The organism is Burkholderia sp. BCC1208, from assembly GCF_902833095.1.
Taxonomy (GTDB): Bacteria; Pseudomonadota; Gammaproteobacteria; order Burkholderiales; family Burkholderiaceae; genus Burkholderia.
Genome location: NZ_CADFDY010000002.1, coordinates 172,038 through 191,981, shown reverse-complemented (window position 1 = coordinate 191,981; position 19,944 = coordinate 172,038). Strand labels below are relative to the sequence as shown.

Annotated in this window: 17 protein-coding genes; 11 read left to right on the top strand and 6 right to left on the bottom strand. The window is 67.3% G+C overall.

Features of this window, described 5'->3' with window-relative positions:
* Positions 1-105 precede the first annotated feature (105 nt).
* Entirely contained in the window at positions 106-462 is a 357-nt protein-coding gene (locus tag HWX09_RS33515) for a hypothetical protein (RefSeq protein WP_230469087.1), read from the top strand.
* 349 nt (positions 463-811) lie between these two features.
* Here HWX09_RS33515 and HWX09_RS05660 read toward each other — a convergent pair whose 3' ends face one another.
* The 3 genes from HWX09_RS05660 to HWX09_RS05650 form a co-directional block, all read right to left on the bottom strand.
* A complete protein-coding gene (locus HWX09_RS05660) occupies positions 812-1,570 on the bottom strand; it encodes a hypothetical protein (RefSeq protein WP_027782776.1) in 759 nt (252 codons plus the stop codon).
* Between the two features lie 62 nt (positions 1,571-1,632).
* Positions 1,633-2,058 carry a hypothetical protein gene (locus HWX09_RS05655; RefSeq protein ID WP_027782777.1) on the bottom strand — a complete coding sequence of 142 codons (426 nt, stop codon included), beginning with the start codon at positions 2,056-2,058 and terminating at the stop codon, positions 1,633-1,635.
* Between the two features lie 633 nt (positions 2,059-2,691).
* On the bottom strand, positions 2,692-3,687 hold the full coding sequence (locus tag HWX09_RS05650; protein WP_027782778.1) for a LysR substrate-binding domain-containing protein: 996 nt from the start codon (positions 3,685-3,687) through the stop codon (positions 2,692-2,694).
* A 353-nt stretch (positions 3,688-4,040) separates the two neighbouring features.
* Between HWX09_RS05650 and HWX09_RS05645 the strand changes: the two genes are divergently transcribed.
* The 8 genes from HWX09_RS05645 to HWX09_RS05610 all read left to right on the top strand — a co-directional run bounded on the left by HWX09_RS05645 (position 4,041) and on the right by HWX09_RS05610 (position 15,518).
* A complete protein-coding gene (locus tag HWX09_RS05645; RefSeq protein ID WP_155257317.1) occupies positions 4,041-4,289 on the top strand; it encodes a hypothetical protein in 249 nt (82 codons plus the stop codon).
* Entirely contained in the window at positions 4,273-5,688 is a 1,416-nt protein-coding gene (locus HWX09_RS05640) for a circularly permuted type 2 ATP-grasp protein (protein WP_027782779.1), read from the top strand. Before HWX09_RS05645 ends, HWX09_RS05640 begins: the two co-directional genes overlap by 17 nt.
* Before the next feature lie 64 nt (positions 5,689-5,752).
* Positions 5,753-6,694, top strand: a complete 942-nt coding sequence (locus HWX09_RS05635; RefSeq protein WP_027782780.1) for an alpha-E domain-containing protein — start codon at positions 5,753-5,755, stop codon at positions 6,692-6,694.
* An 8-nt stretch (positions 6,695-6,702) separates the two neighbouring features.
* Complete coding sequence (locus HWX09_RS05630; RefSeq protein WP_027782781.1) at positions 6,703-7,698, top strand: transglutaminase family protein; 996 nt, start codon at positions 6,703-6,705, stop codon at positions 7,696-7,698.
* Positions 7,699-7,791: 93 nt separating this feature from the next.
* On the top strand, positions 7,792-11,220 hold the full coding sequence (locus HWX09_RS05625) for a transglutaminase family protein (protein ID WP_027782782.1): 3,429 nt from the start codon (positions 7,792-7,794) through the stop codon (positions 11,218-11,220).
* Between the two features lie 202 nt (positions 11,221-11,422).
* Entirely contained in the window at positions 11,423-14,029 is a 2,607-nt protein-coding gene (locus HWX09_RS05620) for a circularly permuted type 2 ATP-grasp protein (RefSeq protein WP_034185366.1), read from the top strand.
* Positions 14,023-15,069 (top strand): transglutaminase family protein, encoded by a 1,047-nt coding sequence (locus HWX09_RS05615; RefSeq protein ID WP_027782784.1) that lies wholly within the window; start codon positions 14,023-14,025, stop codon positions 15,067-15,069. The genes HWX09_RS05620 and HWX09_RS05615 overlap by 7 nt, the downstream gene beginning before the upstream one ends.
* A 176-nt stretch (positions 15,070-15,245) precedes the next feature.
* The gene (locus tag HWX09_RS05610) at positions 15,246-15,518 is read left to right on the top strand and encodes a hypothetical protein (protein WP_027782785.1); all 273 of its coding nucleotides are present in this window, start codon (positions 15,246-15,248) and stop codon (positions 15,516-15,518) included.
* Between the two features lie 57 nt (positions 15,519-15,575).
* On the opposite strand, the gene pip is transcribed toward HWX09_RS05610, so the two are convergent.
* Entirely contained in the window at positions 15,576-16,508 is a 933-nt protein-coding gene (gene pip / locus HWX09_RS05605) for a prolyl aminopeptidase (protein WP_027782786.1), read from the bottom strand.
* Between the two features lie 142 nt (positions 16,509-16,650).
* Positions 16,651-16,845: a hypothetical protein gene (locus HWX09_RS05600; protein ID WP_155257318.1), complete on the bottom strand. Its 195-nt coding sequence runs from the start codon at positions 16,843-16,845 to the stop codon at positions 16,651-16,653.
* Between HWX09_RS05600 and HWX09_RS05595 the strand changes: the two genes are divergently transcribed.
* Positions 16,837-17,988 (top strand): acyltransferase, encoded by a 1,152-nt coding sequence (locus HWX09_RS05595; protein WP_027782787.1) that lies wholly within the window; start codon positions 16,837-16,839, stop codon positions 17,986-17,988. The two genes, HWX09_RS05600 and HWX09_RS05595, sit on opposite strands and share 9 nt — an antisense overlap.
* Before the next feature lie 18 nt (positions 17,989-18,006).
* Here HWX09_RS05595 and HWX09_RS05590 read toward each other — a convergent pair whose 3' ends face one another.
* On the bottom strand, positions 18,007-18,831 hold the full coding sequence (locus tag HWX09_RS05590) for a multidrug ABC transporter ATPase (protein WP_175888562.1): 825 nt from the start codon (positions 18,829-18,831) through the stop codon (positions 18,007-18,009).
* A 178-nt stretch (positions 18,832-19,009) separates the two neighbouring features.
* Here HWX09_RS05590 and HWX09_RS05585 point away from each other — a divergent pair, with 178 nt between their 5' ends.
* Positions 19,010-19,813 (top strand): hypothetical protein, encoded by an 804-nt coding sequence (locus HWX09_RS05585; RefSeq protein ID WP_027782789.1) that lies wholly within the window; start codon positions 19,010-19,012, stop codon positions 19,811-19,813.
* Positions 19,814-19,944: the final 131 nt, after the last annotated feature.

Genomic DNA, 19,944 nt, shown 5'->3' with positions numbered 1-19,944 from the left:
CCCTGCGATCGTTGGGTCGGCTCACCGGGGAGTTGCGCACCGGGTGACTGTGAAGTCGGTTGCTGGGACGACGGCGGTTGCGAGCCGGGCGTCCCGGTCGCGGGTGTGGGCGAATTCGGCATCGGCGTGCCGGATGCCTGCGCGGTGAGCGTCGGCGTCGTGGGCGTAGCCGGCGGTGCAGTGATCGCGGTCTGGGCGAGCGGCTGCGGTGCATCGGACCTTCGCGCGCGCGGCGCAGACGTATCGGGCGGCGAGGTGTCGAATGCCTGGGCAAGCAGCATCGGTTGGTTCGACGCATGCGTGACCGCTGCAGGTGCATTCGACGACGTTGCCCCCGGCGCCGCGGCACTCGGCTGCGGAGCATCGGGATCCACGACGACCGTGGTCGGCATCGCCGGGTTCGATCCTTGTGCGATCTGCATCGACGCATCCGAGGCCCGAGCGATCGGTGTCGGCGCATGAGGGGGCTGCCCGGCCGAACCCTGGGCGGCCTGCATCGCCGTGCCCATCGGCTGCAGGTCGGGTGGCAGCGCATCCGGCGCGCCGCGGGATCCGGCGATTTCGCTCGTGCCGCGCGGGTCCGCGTCGCCTTCGCCGGCAAGGCAGGAGCCGGACGCGACGAGCAGGCACAGCAGCGGTGCATGCAGGAGGATCCGCCGATTCGACGGAGTGACGGTGGTGCATTGTTGTTGACGATTGTTGGCCACGGTGTGTCCTCACTTTGAAACGATCACATCGGTTGCACGCCCGACGACGCTCGTCGCCGGCCGTCGTACCACCGGGCAGCGACGCCCGGTGCCCTCCGACCGGTTCACAGGCGGTTGCGGATCGCTTGTCCGAGCAGCGCGCGCGATTCGCTGTTCTTCGGGTCGATGGCGAGTGCGCGGCTCGCGTTTTGTTCTACACAGCTCCATTCGTCGATCTGTGCGCACCAGCGCGCCTTGGCCAGAGCGCGGGCGCCTTCCAGTTCATCGTGCGTGACGCTGGCTGCCTCCATGTGCGACGTGCCGGCGAGATACGATTGCGGTTGCTGTCTCGGCACGGGGTCGGGGTGTTTTCTCGTGCGCGCCAGCGCCTGCGAACGTGACGTCCGATGCGCATCGCCGGGGCGCGCCGTACGACTGCCAGCCGACGCGGCGTGCGGGTCGGCCGCGAGCTTCGTCGCGGGCACATGCGCGCGGCGCGTGTGTTTCGTGTCCGAACGAGCCGTCGCAAGCGGCGGCGCGGCCGGTTCGGCCGCGGCCGACATCGCGGGCGCAGCCGATGCAGATGGCGGAACCGGCGCGGCCTGCGCGACCGTCGACGTCGAACCGGCGGGCGCCGCTGCGCGGGACGCGCCGCCTGTCGCCGCGACGATGAACTCGCGGTACTTGCCGACGGCGTTGCCGATCACGCCGGCGACATCGTGCGTCACGCTCGCATGGCCGACCCTCGCGTCTCGCTCGACATACGCGAAAGCACCGAAGATCGCGGCAAACGCGGCGATGCTGAGCGCCGCATTCTTTCCCGGACCCCACGAGGGTTTCGGTTGGCGGGCGGGCGAGTCGTCCGGTCGTTCTGCACGGGGCATTCAAGACTCCTTGATTCGATGCGTTTCACGAATGACGTGATCGATGCGGGGCGGCGCGACGTTCACCATCGCAACTGCGTCGTGAGCGTCCCCGTCTCGACGATCGCGAACTGGGTGGCGCCCTGGTAGGTTCCTTCGACCCGATAGCTCGCATCCGGCACGCTGAACAGGCAGCGCGATCCCGATGCATTGAATTCGACGAGCACGCGCCCGTGCCGGCGCAGGCGCACCTGTACGTTGGAGAGCGGCTGCCCGGTGCTCCCGGACAAGAAAGACACGCCGAGGTTGTACGGGCGGCCGTCCGGGGGAAGCGGCGCGGTACCGTCGATCCGCGCATCGCCGCAGATATACGAAATCATGTACCGGTTTGCCCCCGGCCCGGACGCCGGCGACGAGGCCGCCGGTGTCTGGGCCATGGCGTTCATGCAGAGCACGGAGAGCGCGACGCTCAGGAAAGGGCGAGCATGCTGTTGAAGCGAGGGTGACATTTCCATCTCCCGTTCGGAGTCGATGACGCGCATCGATTCCGAGTCGAATTTGCCAACGTTCTTTTGCGACACGCTATTGATACACGATGGTTTTTGAACCAACAACCGCGTGTGGCCCGAATGGGACGAGGGTGAAAGATCCTATTTAAATAGGATAAGGAGGGATTGGTGAGGATCGCTTAATGCAGAATAAAGTCGATATTGCCGAACATGAAAATTGCTCATCGGTAGCGATGATCGAGCACGCTTTGAATCACATCGGAGGTATCGACGTTCGTGCCGAAAAATAACGACTGAGAAAAGAAACTATTGCGCCTGTGTTCGACGCGAAGCAATCAAAATCGGGATACAGATCGCACATCATGAAATGAGGGTGCGACGTTTTTAGGCATTCCGACAGTTACAGGTAAATCGAAACTTGTGTAACAAGGTATTTCTGCCCGGAAAAGCGGGCTGAATGTTCTTACCTGATACGGAAAACAGTAAAAAATACGACATGAATACGCAAACGTTTGCGTTTTATCGAGATCGATTACAGACGGGGAGCGGTTTCACGGAGTGGGACGGGATGATCGATTGCAGTTTGAAAGAGCGCCCATGCGCGCCGTGGACGTCCACGGCGCGAACGCTCGGTCAGCGGCTGCCGCCCGCGCTTCGCCGCGCGCTGCGCATGGCCGGCGCGGCCGCCTCTTCATGGCCGATCGCACCGTCGATCGCCGTGCGCGGCCGGTTCATGATGTAGGCCCACAGCTGCTCGGCCGCGAGCCCGCGCTTGCGCGCCGATCGGTACAGGCGGATTTCGAGTTCGGTGATCCAGTCGCCCGTGCCCGCGCACACGAGCGTGCCGTCCGCGAGCTCCTTCGCGACGCAGCTTTCCGGCAGCCAGCCGATGCCGTGCCCTGCCACGACCATGCCCTTCAGCGCTTCGGACATGTGCGTCTCGAAACACCGGTGCAGGACATACGGTTCGGTCGCATTCAGCAGCAGCATCTCGACGATGTTGCCGAGAAAGGCGCCCGACGAATAGGCGAGCAGCGGCAACGGCGCGTCGGGCGTGCCGGGCAGCTGGAATACCGGCTTGCCGCGCGCGTCGGGCGACGACACGGGCAGGATCCGCTCGACGCCGAGGCTGACGAACGGGAAGTGGTTCGGGTCGAGCACGATCGGCAACTGCGGATGGTGATAGCCGAGCAGCAGGTCGCATTCGCCTTCGACCAGTTGCTGCACGCCTTCCGGCACGTTCACCGCATTGACGCGCGCGGTAACGTGGCCGACCTCGTCGTTGAGCTGCTTGAGCCATTCGGGAAACAGCGTGAACACGAGCGTATGCGCGACGGCGAAGCGCACGACCTGGTCGCTCGCCGCGAACTGGTCATAACCGTTCACGAGATTGCGCGCCGCATACATGCTGCGCAGGATGTCCGCGGCGAGCCCGCGGAACATCTGGCCGGCGGGCGTCAGCGCGATCGGATTGATGCTTCGGTCCACCAGCTTCGCGTCCATCCAGGTTTCGAGGGCGGCGATTCGCCTGCTGAACGCCGACTGCGTCAGGTGCCGGTGACGCGCGGCCCGGGAAAAGCTCTTGGTATCCGCAAGGCTCAGGAAATCTTCCAGCCACTTTGCTTCCATTTCGATCTTCGCTTTTTATAGTCGGGCGCCGGAAAGGCGGCGCCGTCCGCTGCACCAACGTTCTAGCGTACCGCGCCTCGCGCCGCTCGGGCCGATGTTTTTTTTCGATCGGTGTCAGTCGAAATATGCATGGGCATTGTCGGCGGGATTACGGCTACATAGCGTTGAGGGGCCGTACTGGTTAACCGGACAGTTCACCGCGTCGGACTGTTCCGGCCGGCCGGGACGGCACTTCCCCCAGGGCCGGCTGCGCCGTGTGCGTGCCGGCCCGCCCGTTCATGGCCATTCCGGGGGCCCGGGCTCGCCGCTTTTGGTGCAGTGCAGATTGCACATACGTGACACGCGGGAGAACTATGTTCGCTGGACGCGGCGCAGCATCGGCCGTGCGCGTTCGCGGCGCACCGCAAGCGCCCGTTGCGGCGCGCGTTGCACCGTTGTGGTGCGCAATGCCGCGCGGGCATGCCTGGGCGGCGCAAAAACAGGGGGATATCGAGGGGATCGAGCAAGGCACGTTCCTTGCAAAGCATTCAGTACGCCGGTCCGGCATGCGCAATGCCGGGAAAACGATCGATGGAGAAAAGATCGATGAAGCCATTCGATGAAATGCTGCAATCCGGCGACATGGTAAGGGCGCCTTACGCGCGCCTGAAGCAATGGCTCGACACGCAGAACCCTGCGAGCCTCGCCCAGAAGGCCCACGACGCGGAAGGCGTGTTCCGCAAGACGGGCATCACGTTCGCCGTCTATGGCGACGCGGAGGCCGCCGAGCGGCTGATTCCGTTCGACATCGTCCCGCGCATCATCTCGGGGGCGGAATGGAGCCGGCTGTCGCTCGGCATCGAGCAGCGCGTGATGGCGCTGAACGCGTTCCTCGACGACATCTACCACCGCCAGGAAATCGTGCGCGCGGGCATCGTGCCGAAGCACCTGATCGCGCACAACGAGGCGTTCATCCCCGAGATGATCGACTTCCGGCCGCCCGGCAACGTTTACACGCACATCATCGGCGTCGACATCGTGCGCACCGGCGAGAACGCGTTCTACGTGCTGGAAGACAACGCGCGCACGCCGTCCGGCGTGTCGTACATGCTGGAAAACCGCGAAACGATGATGCAGCTCTTCCCCGAGCTGTTCCAGCAGGTGAAGGTGCGCCCGGTCGAAACCTATCCGCAGATGCTGCGCCAGTCGCTCGCGGCCGTGTGCCCGCCGGGCGGCAACGCCGACAATCCGACCATCGCGGTGCTCACGCCCGGCATCCACAATTCGGCGTACTACGAACATTCGTTCCTCGCCGACCAGATGGGCGTGCACCTCGTCGAGGGCAGCGACCTGCAGGTGATCGACGGCCGCGTCGCGATGCGCACGACCGAAGGCTTCCGGCCGATCGACGTGCTGTACCGCCGCGTCGACGACGCGTTCCTCGATCCGCTCACGTTTCGCCCGGATTCGGTGCTCGGCGTGGCGGGCATCATGGACGTGTACCGCGCGGGCAACATCACGATCGCGAATGCGCCCGGCACCGGCATCGCCGACGACAAGGCGATCTACTCGTACATGCCGGAGATCGTCGAGTTCTACACGGGCCGCAAGGCGCTGCTGGAGAACGTGCCGACCTGGCGCTGCGGCGAGGCCGACAGCCTGAAGTACGTGCTCGAGCATCTCGACGAACTGGTCGTGAAGGAGGTGCACGGCTCGGGCGGCTACGGGATGCTGGTCGGGCCGTGCGCGTCGAAGGCCGAACTCGAGGCGTTTTCCGCGAAGCTGCGCGCACGTCCCGCGAACTACATCGCGCAACCGACGCTCGCGCTGTCCACCACGCCGATCCTGACCGACGCCGGCCTCGCGCCGCGCCACGTCGACCTGCGTCCGTTCGTGCTGGTGTCGGACCGCATCCGCATCACGCCGGGCGGGCTCACGCGCGTCGCGCTGAAGGAAGGATCGCTCGTCGTCAACTCGAGCCAGGGCGGCGGCACCAAGGACACCTGGGTGCTGGCCGACTGAGCCGGGCACGACCGCGCGCGCCGGAGCCGGCGCGCGAACCGAACGAAGACGGAGTGGACACGAGATGCTTCTGGGACGTACTGCAAGCGGTCTCTTCTGGATGTACCGCTATATCGAGCGCGCGGAGAACATCGCGCGCATCGTCGATGCCGGGCTGCGGATGGCGCTCACGCGCACGGCCGACGCGCCGGCCGAATGGTCGTCGGTGCTCGTCAGCTCGGGCGCGGACGACGGCTACCGGCAGAAATACGACGCGTATGCGGCCGATACCGTGACCGACTATCTGCTGCGCGATCGCGACAATCCGTCGAGCGTGCTGTCGTGCATCGAGGCGGCGCGCTCGAACGCGCGGATGGTGCGCACGGCGCTCACGCGCGAGGCGTGGGAAAGCGTGAACGGCGCGTGGCTCGCGCTGCGCCGCGCGCTGGCGCAGCCGGTGCCGGAAAGCGAGCTGCCGGCCGTGCTCGACGAAGTGAAGCGCGAAACCGCGCTGATCCTCGGCAGCTTCTACAGCACGATGCTGCGCAACGAGATCTTCGATTTCGCGCAGATCGGCGCATTCATCGAACGCGCGGACAACACCGCGCGGATCATCGACGTGAAGTACCACCTGCTGCTGCCGTCGGTATCGCACGTCGGCACGATCCTCGACAACTACCAATGGGAGACGATCCTGCGCTGCGTGGCCGCGCACCGTTCGTACCGCTGGGTGTACGACGTGCAGTACAAGCCGATGAACATTGCCGACTATCTGATCCTGAACGGCCGCATGCCGCGTTCGCTGCGCTATTGCTACGGGCGCGTCGTGTCGAGCCTGAACCTGCTCGCGAAGGATTACGGCGTGACACACCCGTGTCACGACACGGCCACGAAGATCCTGCAAATGCTGTCCGATACCTCGGTCGAGCGGATCTTCAAGAGCGGCCTGCACGAGTTCCTGACCGACTTCATCGGCCGCAACAACAGCCTCGGGCTCGAAATCGCCCAGGCTTACAACTTCGACTGAGGCTTGCCATGCGACTCGCCATCCGACACATTTCGCGTTACCAGTTCGACGATCAGGCCACCCATGCACTGCAACGGTTGCGGCTGCGCCCGCAGTCGGGCCCCGGGCAGACGGTGCGCGCGTGGCAGGTCACGATCGACGGCGTCGAGCCGACGCTGTCTTACGCCGACGGGCTCGGCAACCGGATCGACCTCGTGCGCCACGATCGCGGCGCGAAGGCGGAGATCGTCGTCGTGGCGGCCGGCGTCGTCGAGACGCAGGACCGCGCGGGCATTCTCGGGCATTCCGAAGGCTATGCGCCGCCGTGGGTCTTCGAGCGCGAGACCGCGCTCACGAAGGCGGGCGACACCGTGCGCGCGCTGACCGACGCGCTGCCCATCGAGCCGCTCGGACTGGACGCATTGCACTGGCTGATGACGGAAGTGCACGGCCGCATCGCGTACGCGCCGAACCTGGCCGCCGATGCCGCCGTCGATGCGGAAACCGCGCTGCAAAGCGGCGAGGGCACGAGCCGCGACCATGCACACGCGTTCATCGCGGCCGCGCGCGTGCTGAAGATCCCCGCGCGCTACATCTCGGGTTATGTGCTGGCCGACAGCGCGATGCAGCGCATCGCCGATGCGAAACAGCATGCGGGCGACGTCGAGGACGAGGAAGCGCTCGCGCTGCAGAGCGGCGACGGCATGCAGCAGGCGCTCGGCGCGTCGCATGCCATGCAGTCGCAATCGCAATCGCAATCGCAGGGGCAGCCGCAGGCGGCGCTCGGCGCGCAGCCGCAAGCCGCCACGCTGACGCAGCAGCCGGCCGGCCATGCATGGGCCGAGGCCTACGTCGAAGGGCTCGGCTGGGTCGGCTTCGACCCGTTCATGAACCGTTGTCCGGACGAACGCTACGTGCGCATCGCGGTCGGCCTCGACCATCGCGACGCGCAGCCGGTGACGGGGCTCGGCGCGACGGCCGTCGGCGTCGAGATCAGCGTCGTGCAGACGCCGGAATTCGTCTGACCCGGTGCGCGTTTTCGCCGAATCCGCCATGCCGGGCCGCCGCGTCGAAAGCGACGCGGCGTGCGCGGCCGGCCCAACCCGACTCGAGCTCCCATGTCCATCCACGTCGCGCTGCATCACACCACCCGCTATCGCTACGACCGGCTCGTCAACCTCGGCCCGCAGGTCGTGCGGCTGCGGCCCGCGCCGCATTGCCGGACGCCGATCCTCGCGTATTCGATGACGGTCGAGCCCGCGCAGCACTTCGTCAACTGGCAGCAGGACCCGTTCTCCAACTATCTCGGGCGACTCGTGTTTCCGGAGCGCACCGACCGCTTCGAGATCGCGATCGATCTCGTCGCCGAGATGTCGGTGTACAACCCGTTCGACTTCTTCCTCGAGGCGAGCGCGGACCAATACCCGTTCAGCTATGACGACGCGCTGAAGACCGAGCTCGCGCCGTATCTCGCGTGCGATTCGCAGACGAGCGCCGCGCCGCTGTTTCGCGCGTATCTCGACGGCGTGGACCGCACGCCGGCCGGCACCGTGGACTTCCTCGTCGCGCTGAACCAGCAGCTTCAGCACGACATCGGCTATCTCGTGCGGATGGAGCCGGGCGTGCAGACGCCCGCGCAGACGCTCGAACTCGCGTCCGGCTCGTGCCGCGACAGCGCGTGGCTGCTCGTGCAGCTGTGCCGCCATCTCGGCATCGCCGCGCGCTTCGTGTCGGGCTACCTGATTCAGCTCACCCCCGACGTGAAATCGCTCGACGGCCCGAGCGGCACGTCGGTCGATTTCACCGACCTGCACGCGTGGTGCGAGGTCTACTTGCCGGGCGCCGGCTGGATCGGCTTCGATCCGACCTCGGGCCTGCTCGCCGGCGAAGGGCATATTCCGCTCGCGTGCACGCCGCAGCCGACGAGCGCCGCGCCGGTGGAAGGGCTGATCGACGAGTGCGAGGTGTCGTTCGAGCACGAGATGAGCGTGACGCGCGTGTACGAGTCGCCGCGCGTGACGAAGCCGTATACGGAATCGCAGTGGGATGCCGTGCTGGCGCTCGGCACGCAGGTCGACGGCGCATTGGCCGCCGGCGACGTGCGGCTCACGCAGGGCGGCGAGCCGACCTTCGTGTCGATCGACGATCGCGACGGCGCCGAGTGGAACACCGATGCGCTCGGCCCGACCAAGCGCGGCTATGCGACCGAACTCGTGCAGCGGCTGCGCGCCGAATACGGCGACGGCGGCTTCCTGCATTTCGGGCAGGGCAAGTGGTACCCGGGCGAGCAATTGCCGCGCTGGGCGCTGTCGATCTTCTGGCGCGCGGACGGCCAGCCCGTGTGGCACGATCCGTCGCTGTTCGCCGACGAACGCGAGCCGTCGTCGTACACCACCGACGACGCGAAGCGTTTCATCGATGCGCTTGCCGCGCGGCTGAACCTGAGCGGCGAATTCATCCAGCCCGGCTACGAGGACGTCTGGTACTACCTGTGGCGCGAGCGTCGGCTGCCCGTCAACGTCGATCCGTTCGACGCGCGCCTCGACGACGAGCTCGAACGCGCGCGGCTGCGCAAGGTGTTCGAGCAGCAGCTCGACAGCGTGGTCGGCTACGTGCTGCCGGTCAAGTGCACGGATGACGAGTCGGACCGCGATCGGTCGCGCCTCGACGGGCCGCGCTGGCAGACGGGCCCGTGGTTCTTCCGCGACGAGCGGATGTACCTCGTGCCGGGCGATTCGCCGATGGGCTATCGGCTGCCGCTCGATTCGCTGCCGTGGGCGGCCCGCGCCGACCATCCGTACCTCGTCGATCGCGATCCGTTCGCGCCGCGCGACGCGCTGCCGGAAGCCGCGGCCATCCGCGCGCGCTATACCGGCCCTGCCGACGCGCCGCGCTACCTGTCCGGCGTGCATCGCGAAGCGTCCGCGCAGACCGTGATGCAGTGGCGTGCCGATGACGCGGCCGCGAGCGGCCGACCGGGCGCCGTGGACCCGTATCGCCGGCCCGAGCGCTTCGAATCGGCCGCGTGGATCACGCGCACCGCGCTGTGCGTCGAGGTGCGAAACGGCATCCTGTACCTGTTCATGCCGCCGCTCGCCGCGCTCGAGGATTATCTCGACCTGCTCGGCGCGATCGAGCTGACCGCGCACGCACTCGGCGTGAAGCTCGTGCTCGAAGGCTATCCGCCGCCGCGCGACGCACGACTGAAGCTGCTGCAGGTGACGCCCGATCCCGGCGTGATCGAGGTGAACATCCATCCGGCCGCGAGCTTCGACGAACTCGTCGACCACACAGAATTCCTGTACGACGCCGCATGGCAAACGCGGCTGTGCAGCGAGAAGTTCATGGTAGACGGGCGGCACGTCGGCACCGGCGGCGGCAACCACTTCGTGCTCGGCGGCGCGACGCCGGCCGACAGCCCGTTCCTGCGCCGCCCGGATCTGCTCGCGAGCCTGATCGCGTACTGGCACAACCATCCGTCGCTGTCGTACCTGTTCTCGGGGCTGTTCATCGGGCCGACGAGCCAGGCACCGCGTGTCGACGAGGCGCGCAACGACCAGCTCTACGAGCTCGACATCGCGTTCGCGGAGATCCAGCGCAACAAGCTGCTCTACGGGCAGGACATGCCGCCATGGCTCGTCGACCGCGTGCTGCGCAACCTGCTGATCGACGTGACGGGCAACACGCACCGCAGCGAGTTCTGCATCGACAAGCTGTATTCGCCCGATTCGTCCACCGGCCGGCTCGGCCTGCTCGAACTGCGCGCGTTCGAGATGCCGCCGCATGCACGGATGAGCATCGTGCAGCAGCTGCTGCTGCGCGCGCTGGTCGCGCGCTTCTGGGCCGCGCCGTACACGACGCCGCTCACGCGCTGGGGCACGGCGCTGCACGACCGGTTCATGCTGCCGGAATTTCTTCAGATGGATTTCGACGACGTGCTGGCCGAGCTGCGCGACGCCGGTTTCGCGTTCGATCCGGCGTGGTTCGCGCCGCACTTCGAATTCCGTTTTCCGTTGTTCGGGCAGATCGCCGTGAACGGGATGCAGCTGTCGCTGCGCGGCGCATTGGAGCCGTGGCACGTGATGGGCGAGGAGGGCGCGCCCGGCGGCACGGTGCGCTACGTCGATTCGTCGGTCGAACGGCTCGAAGTGCGCGTGACGGGGCTGAACGACAACCGGCACGTCGTGACCGTCAACGGCCGCGCGCTGCCGCTGCAGCCGACCGGCACCGTCGGCGAGTACGTCGCGGGCGTGCGCTACAAGGCGTGGGCACCGCCGTCTGCGTTGCACCCGACCATCGGCGTGCATGCGCCGCTCACGTTCGACGTCGTCGATACGTGGCTGGAGCGCTCGCTCGGCGGCTGCCGGTATCACGTCGCGCATCCGGGCGGGCGCAACTACGCGACGTTCCCGGTCAATGCGTACGAAGCCGAGAGCCGCCGGCTCGCGCGCTTCGTCGAGATCGGGCACACGCCGGGGCGGATGGATGTCGCGGCTGCCGCGCCGAGCCGCGAATTCCCGTTCACGCTCGACTTGCGGCGGCCGTGATCGATCGATGACAGGGCGGACGACGATGCGGGGTTTCCGACCTCCCGGCGGCCGCGCCGGAATGCTAGGATGCGGGCAGATCGCGGCCGCGCGCCGCGGCAGCTTGCCGCCGGTGCGGCGGCGCGCTTGCGCGGCTGCATCCTGACGACGGAACGACATCGTGCCGCCCATTGACATCGATCATCTCGCCGCCCTCGACGCGATGCCCACGCTCTTCGATTCCGGCGCCCAGCCGGACGCCGCCGAACTGGCCGCCGCGCTCGCGGCACCGGCGGCCGCCGGCCGTTACGACGAACTGCGCGGCAGCGCGGCCGGCCTGAACGCGCCTGCGCTCGCGCCCGCGTGGCGCAGCTTCTTCACGTCGATCGGCAGCGACGGCGTGGCCGACCTCGACCGCCGTGCCGACGCGCTGCATCGGCGCATGCGCGAGAACGGCCTGTTCTACCAGTTGCACGAGCAGCGCGCCGGCGACGGCGCGGTCGGCCCGTGGTCGCTCGACCTGCTGCCGCTGATCGTCACGCCCGAGGACTGGGTCGCGATCGAGCGCGGCGTGCTGCAACGCGTGCGACTGCTCAACGCGACGCTGGCCGACCTGTACGGGCCGCAGACGATCCTGCAGCGCGGGTTGCTGCCGCCCGCGCTCGTCACCGGCCACTCCGGCTACCTGCGCGCGATGCGCGGCGCGCGCGTGCCGGGCGATACGTGGCTGCACGTCGTCGCGTTCGATCTCGCGCGCGGCCCGGATGGCCAGTGGCGGATCGTCGCGCAACACACGCAGGGTGCGGCCGGGCTCGGCTACCTGCTCGAGAACCGGCTGATCGTGTCGCGGCTCTTTCCGCGCGGGTTTCGCGGGCTGCGCGTGCAGCGGCTCGCGTCCGCTTACCGTGCACTGCTGCAGAGCATGCAGTCGCTCAGTCCCGCCGCGAAGAATTCGCGGATCGTGCTGCTGACGCCGGGGCCGCACAGCGCGACCTATTTCGAGCACGCGTATCTCGCGCGCTATCTCGGCCTCACGCTCGTCGAAGGCGGCGACCTGACCGCGCGCGACAATCGCGTGTTCCTGAAGACGCTGAGCGGGCTCGAACCGGTGCACGGCATCCTGCGGCGCGTCGACGATGCGTGGCTCGATCCGCTCGAACTGCGGCCCGATTCGATGCTCGGCGTGCCGGGGCTGTTGCAGGCGGTGCGCGCGGGCAACGTGCTGCTCGCGAACGCGCCGGGCTCGGGTTTCCTCGAATCGCCGGCGATGCTCGGCTTCATGCCGCGTCTCGCGGAAGGCTTGCTCGGCGAAACGCTGACGCTGCCGGCCGTGCATTCGTGGTGGTGCGGCGAGGCGGCCGCGTGCGACGACGCGCTGCCGCAGCTCGCGCGCGGCATCGTCAAGGCGTCCTATCCACCCGACGTGCAGGATGGCGGTGCATTCGAACCGGTGATCGGCGCGCGGCTCACGCAGGCGCAACTGGCGGAATGGCGCGCGCGGATTCTCGCTCGGCCCGAACATTACACGGTGCAGGCGGATCTGCCGCTGTCGCAGGCGCCGACCTGGCCGCGAGCCGATGCGCCCGACGGCAACGGCAGCGCGCGCATCGTACCGAAGCCGCTGCTGCTGCGCGTCTTCGCGCTCGCCGACGGCGCGCAGCGCTGGCGGCTGCTGCCGGGCGGGCTATCGCGGGTCGGTACGCGCGACACGCTGTTCAACGCGCCGATGCCGCGCGGCGGCAGCACCGTCGATACGTGGGTGATGACCGAGGGCATCGTCGATTCGACGACGCTGCTGCAGACGCACCTCGGCCCCGACGACCTCGTCGAGCGGCCGCGCGCGATCGCGAGCCGCGCGGCCGAGAACCTGTTCTGGCTCGGCCGCTACACCGAGCGCGCGACCAATCTGATGCGCCTGGCGCGTGCCGCGCTCGAACGGCTGCGCGGCGAAGACGACGTCGACAGCCCCGCGCATCTGGAACTGCTCGACACGCTGTGCCGCGACACCGGGCTGATCGCGGCCGACGCGCCGCACGCCGTCGATGCGCCGCGCGCGTTCCAGCATGAGCTGGCGACGTCGCTGACGCGCGGCGCCGATCGCACGTCGGGGATCGCGTCGTGCCTGTTCGGCATGCGCGGCGCGGCTGCCGCGATCCGTGAACGGCTGTCGAGCGATCAGTGGCGGCTGATCGACGACGCGACGCAACTGTTCGCGGACAGCGCAGGGCAACCGGAGGCGGAGGAGCAGATCGGCAACGAGGCGCTGCAACTGCTGGAACGCGTCGGCCTGCTGCTCGGCGCGATCACCGGCGCGCAGACCGACAACATGACGCGCGACGACGGCTGGCGATTGCTGTCGATCGGCCGGCAGATCGACCGGCTCGACTTCCTGTGCAGCGTGCTGAAGTTCGCGTTCGACGAAGGCGCCGTGCATCGGCAGGACGGCTTCGAACTCGTGCTGGAACTGTTCGACAGCACGATCACGTTCCGCTCGCGGTTCCAGCGCGGCTTCGACGTCGCGCCGCTGCTGTCGCTCGTCGTGCTCGATACCGACAACCCCCGCTCGCTCGGCTGGGTCGTGCAGGCGCTGCGCGGACGGCTGACGAAGGTCGAGCGCGGCGAAGGCTATGCGCTGTCCGAGCTGGCCGAGACGGTTCCGGACATCCCCGCGTGGTCGCTGCACGAGCTGTGCGAGACCGCCGAAGGCGGTCGGCACGACAAGCTGCTTGCCGCGCTCGACACGACGGTGAAGGCGGTCTGGGAGCTGTCGAACCGGATCGGCGAGCGCTATTTCAGCCACGTGCGCGAGGCGGGCAGGACGCTATGGTGACGAAAGGCGTGTCGAAAACACCGGCCGGTTCCGGCAACGCACGACAGGCACCGGCTTCGGCTCCGGCCGCAACGGATGCGCCGGCCGCCGTCGCGCCGGGCCGGTTGCTGCGCGTCACGCACGACACCGAATACCGTTACGCGGCGCGCGTCGAATCCGCACAGCATCAGGCACGCCTGCAACCGCTCGCGACGCCGCGCCAGCAGGTGCTGTCGTTCTCGCTCGACATCGAGCCCGCGCCGGAATCGGTCGGCACCGAACTCGATGCATTCGGCAATGCGCGCGCATCGTTCGCGCTGAACCTGCCGCACGACACGCTGCTGGTGCGCAGCCGCAGCACCGTGCGCGTGACGCCGCCCGTGTGGTCGCTCGGCGCGCGCGGCGAGCCGCCGCCTGCGATCGCGAACCCGGACGCCGCGCATGCCACCGCATGGGAGGCCGTGCGCGACCGCCTGCGGTTCCGCGCGGGGCAGCCTTACGACCCGGCGAGCGAGTTCGTGTTCGCGTCGCCGCATGTGGCGTGCGACTCCGAACTCGCCGCATACGCGGCCGCGAGCTTCACGCCGCAACGCCCGCTCGTGCAGGCTGCGTGGGACCTGATGCGGCGCGTGCATGCCGATTTCGCGTACACGCCGAACAGCACCGACATCACGACGTCGGCTCTCGACGCGTTGCGGTTGCGCAAGGGCGTCTGCCAGGATTTCGCGCACGTGATGATCGGCGCGCTGCGCTCGCTCGGGCTGGCCGCGCGGTACGTCAGCGGCTACCTGCTCACGCAGCCGCCGCCCGGCCAGCCGCGGCTGATCGGCGCCGACGCGTCGCATGCGTGGGTCGAGGTGTACGACCCGGCGTGGCCCGAGGACGGCGGCTGGCTGCAACTCGATCCGACCAACGATCGTGCGCCGGGCGACGACTACGTGATGCTGTCCGTCGGCCGCGACTACGCGGACGTGACGCCGCTGCGCGGCGTGATCCGCGGCGGCGGGGCGGATCAGGAGCTGAAGGTCGGCGTGACGGTCGAGCCGCTCGATGCGGTTTGAGGGGGCGCCGGGCGGGGCTCGCGCGCTTTAAGTCTTCGTTAATTCTGCACGCCTAGCATGGTGATGCCGGCAAACGTTCGGACCCCGGTCCGGCACGCCGGCGGCACGCGCGGGTGCGTCGACGTCACGGCGCCGCGCCGTCGCGCGTCGCCATTTCCACGCAACGGCGGCAGACCATGATCAAGCACTTCGACTACACGCTCGGCAACGAGACGATCGAGCTTTGTGCGAGCTTCGGCGCGGGCCCGGCGTTCCGCCGCGTGCTCGTGAGCCGCGCGGATTCGATGGAGACGCTGGTCGTGCTCGACGCGCGCGGGCTGTCGGGCCTGCTGAAGGTGGCGACCGAAGAGCCGGAAGGGTTGCTCGACGATGCGATCCGCAAGGTCGGTGACGAAGGGCTCGTCGAGCAGGCGATCAGCGGCCGGACGATCGTCGAAGCCGCGCTGTGACCGGCGGCGCGTGCGTATGCCGGTAGCCCGGCAGCACGTGCCGCGTTGTTGCGCCGCTCAGGCTGCGAACCGGTCCGTCGCCGCGACCAGCGCCTCCAGAATCCCCGACTCGTTGTACGCGTGCCCGGCGCCGGGCACGATTTCGAACGTCGCCCCTGGCCACGCCTTCGACAACTCCCATGCGGTACGTGCAGGCGTCGCGATGTCGTAGCGGCCCTGCACGATCACGCCCGGAATGCCGGCGAGACGATGCGCGTCGCGCAGCAACTGGCCTTCCTCGACGAAGCCCTCGTTCACGAAGTAGTGATTTTCGATCCGCGCGAACGCGAGCGCGTAGTGGCCGTCCGCGAAGTGCGCGGCGAGTGCGGGATCGGGCAGCAGCGTGATCGTGCGGCCTTCCCAGATGCTCCACGCGCGTGCGGCTTCGAGCTTCGCGGCTTCGTCGTCGCCGGTCAGCCGGCGATGGTAGGCAGCCATCAGGTCGCCGCGCTCGGCCTCCGGAATCGGAGCGAGGAAGTCTTCCCAGTGATCGGGGAACAGCCACGACGCGCCTTCCTGGTAGTACCACAGCAGTTCCGCGCGACGCATCGTGAAGATGCCGCGCACGATCAGTGCGCTCACGCGTTCGGGGTGGGTTTCCGCGTACGCGATCGCCAGCGCGCTGCCCCACGAGCCGCCGAACACCAGCCACTGTTCGGCGCCGACCATCTCGCGCAGGCGCTCGATATCGGCAACCAGATGCCACGTCGTGTTGTTCTCGAGGCTCGCATGCGGCGTCGAGCGCCCGCACCCGCGCTGATCGAACAGCAGGATGTCGTAGCGCTCGGGATCGAACAGGCGGCGATGGTCGGGGCCGCAGCCGGCACCGGGGCCGCCGTGCAGGAACACGGCGGGCTTGCCGGCCGGGTTGCCGCAGCGCTCCCAGTAGATGCGATGGCCGTCGCCGGTGTCGAGGTGGCCGTGGGCGTAGGGTTCGATCGGTGGATACACAGGCAGGCTCCGGGTAAGGGGCGACAGGAGACGGACGAAGCGCGGGCCGGAGGGCGGGCGAGGTACGGTGCCGCGAATGCTGCTGCGCCGCAAAATTTGTTGCGTGGGCATCGGACCGGCCGCCGCCGGGCAAGGCTTGTCATTATGCCCATTCGTCGCGCTGGACGTTGGCACGCTGTGGTGCAGCGTCGCGGGCGGTATTGGTCACGCGGATTTTTGAAGCAATTTCATTCCGATATTTTTCATACAAAATCCCGGCGGCAGGTCGGCGGGCCAATCGGGCGCCGGCCGACTCCCGTTTCTTTACCGTGCCAACGGAAACCAGCCGATGAACCATCGCGTCACGCAGTTGACCGGGTTGCGCGCCGTCGCGGTCGCGATGGTCGTCGTCGGTCATGCCGAGCATGTGCTGCCCGGCGGCTATACGGGCTGGTACGCGCCGTTGCGGCTGATCGCCGATGGCCGGCTCGGCGTGCTGATCTTCTTCGTGCTGAGCGGTTTCCTGATCACCAACGTGCTGCGCGCCGAGTTCGCGCGCACGGGCGGCATCGCGCTGACGTCGTTCTACGTGCGCCGCGCGTTGCGGATCTGGCCGGCCTGCTATGTCTATCTCGCGGCCGTCGCGATCGTGGCGTTCGCCGGCTGGTTCGACGTCGATCGCCGGCAATGGCTCTATGCGGCGCTGCACCTGTGGAATTACTCGGCATGGTTCGGGCTGACCGGCGACAACGCGCTGCATCCGGACGGCGCGTGGTACCTCGGTCATTTCTGGTCGCTTGCGCTCGAGGAGCAGTTCTACTGGTTCTGGCCGCTGCTGTTCGTGTTCGGCATGCGCCGCGCCGGCACGCGCTGGCTGGCCGCGCTGATCCTGATCGTGCCGCTGGTGCGTGCCGTCACGTATTTTGCTGCGCCCGCGCTGCGCGGGCAGCTCGGGATGATGCTCCACACCGGTGTCGATCCGATCCTGATCGGCTGCTATGCGTCGCTCAACCGCGAACGGCTCGAGGCGTGGATCGGCTCGTGGCGCGGCGAGGCGCGCATCGTGACGGCGCTCGTCTTCGTCGTGCTGCTCGGGATGCCGCTCGCCGAACATCGGCTGGGCGGCTTCTGGAATGCGACGTACGGCGTGACGCTCGAAGCCGCGCTGATCGCGATCGTGATCGTCGTGCTGAATTTCCGCAGCGAGTTCTGGTGTGCGCGGTGGTTGCGCGCGCGGCCCGTCGTGTTCATCGGCACGATCTCGTTCAGCCTTTATCTGTGGCAGCAGCCGTTCGCGAACCCGGATTTGCCGGTCGCGCACGCATTTCCGCTCGGCATCGTGTGGGCGCTGCTGGCCGCGACCGCCAGCTATTTTCTCGTCGAAAAACCGTTCCTGCGGCTGAAGGATCGCTATTCGGCGCGCGAGGTGCGACGCGTGCGGGACGACGCGTTGCGGATGCCGGCGCCGACCGATGCGATCGGGCCGAAGGTTGTGGAGTAGGTGGGCGGAGTGGCGGTCTTACTTGAAGCGCTTCTTCGAAGCGGGTGAATACCAGAAGTTTCGGAACATATCGATGCCGTATGACTTGCCGTCGTAGTGGACGATCGTGCGCGCCGTGCGCTTGCCCGTATCCGAGTAATCCCCGTTCTTGCGCTGCGTCTCCGCGACGTGTGCCGTGATCGACAGATCGGCGAAGCCGTGGCTCGACGTTTTATCCACGGCGATCGTCATGCGGGCCTCTTCGCTGCGCGCATCGCCGACACCGGGGCCGCAGGCGTCGCCTTCGACGCTGACCCAACCGTAGAGGTTGGTGCCGAACACCGGGCGGATACGGCCGCCTTCGCGCACCCACAGCGTCAACTCCTCACTGGTGTTGGCATCAGGGCAACTCGGCCCGCGCGCGCTGCTGGTAAACACGACGCCGAACGCGCGCACATCGGGCGACAGCCGGTAGGGCGCCGTGTCGATGCGGTAGCTGTTCTCGCCGATCTCCGTCGCCGCATCCTCTTCGACTACCGACCGATCGGCCGCCACGACCTTGCCGCCCTCGACGAGCGCAATGACCTGCAGCTTTTTGCTTTCGTCGGGGTCTTTGCTCTTCGGCAGCGAATCGAACGCGACGGCCGCGATCGTCGTTTCCGGTGCATTCGGCATGGCCTTGCACGACGACGCGACGACGAGCCGGTCCGCATCGCGCGTGGCGATGCGTGCGCTCGCGATGCCGGCCCAGCGGGCGATGGCCGTGACGGTTGCGTCGCTACAGGACTGGCTGTCGGCGGCGTGAGCGATGGGCGTGGCAACGAATGCCAGCAACGAGGCGCAGCGAAGGATTTTTATTGTCATCATGGAAAAGAGGTGCTTCGCAGATTTTCCGGGAACGGTTGAATCCGTAGCCATTTACGACCATTGAAACATGCTTTCATGCGGACGCTCTACTGTCTACACCGCCCTGCGGATTCAACCCGTCGATGCAACCGGGCAAGCGACCACCTGGGTCTATACTGGGCACCTGGAGGAACCAATGGCTACTCACGACAGGCTGCATCCGTTACGACCGTTCCTCAAGAACTGGGTTTGGGAGCATGGTCGAATCGGTACTCGCTATCTGGATCGCACCGATGGCGAAATCAAGTTTGACGAAGGCAAGAAGTCGCACTTCGCCAACGAAGAATACTTTTACGTGCCGCTCGACAAGGATGCGGATATCGACGCCTCTGCCGACGGCCCGGTGATCCACGAGGCGGGACTTGCCCGCTTTTTGAGGGCAGCGCAGTTGGGCAAGCCGGAAGAAGCCGGCTCCATGGTGGAGGTCCAGCGCGCAGTGCAGGACTGCGTGGAACTCGGTCTGTTCAGTGCCTATCAGATCGAAGCGCAGCAGGCTTTTGCACGCTACGCGCAGGAGCCCATGTTCGACGATGAAATTCGCGCTGCGGTTATCGACGATATCCGGCGTAGCTACGTGGGCGCGCGCGAGAAACTGTTGCTGTACGATTTCAGCGTGCTTTACGGTTTGCCCATGCCGCTGCTCATCAGCGAGGCGCCGTTCGTCGACTGGCGCGTGCGGGCGAGTCCGGCCCTTCCGTTCGTGTCGCTTCCTCTCGGACCTTACTGCCTGCTGGTGGGGGCGCCGTCGGGCCGGAGCAGCCGGATTGGTCCCGTGACCTGGAAGTCCGCTGCCACATTGGGACCGTTGAAGGACCACAACCGCCAGATCGCAGAGCACTCGCGTTTGTGGCTGGTGGCGACGACGGACGACCAGCTCGTCGCCGTACAAAGCCATCTGGCTGGATCCGGTAGTTCCAAGTCCGGGGATGTCAAGCTCTGATCGAAGTCGGCGGGAAGCACGCGGCCGGGGAGCGGCCGCGAAAGACACTAATCTTCGATACACCCGCTGAGCGATTTCATCCATTCGCTGCATCCACCGGTTGAATTCGCAGTCGATAAGCGAAACCCGCA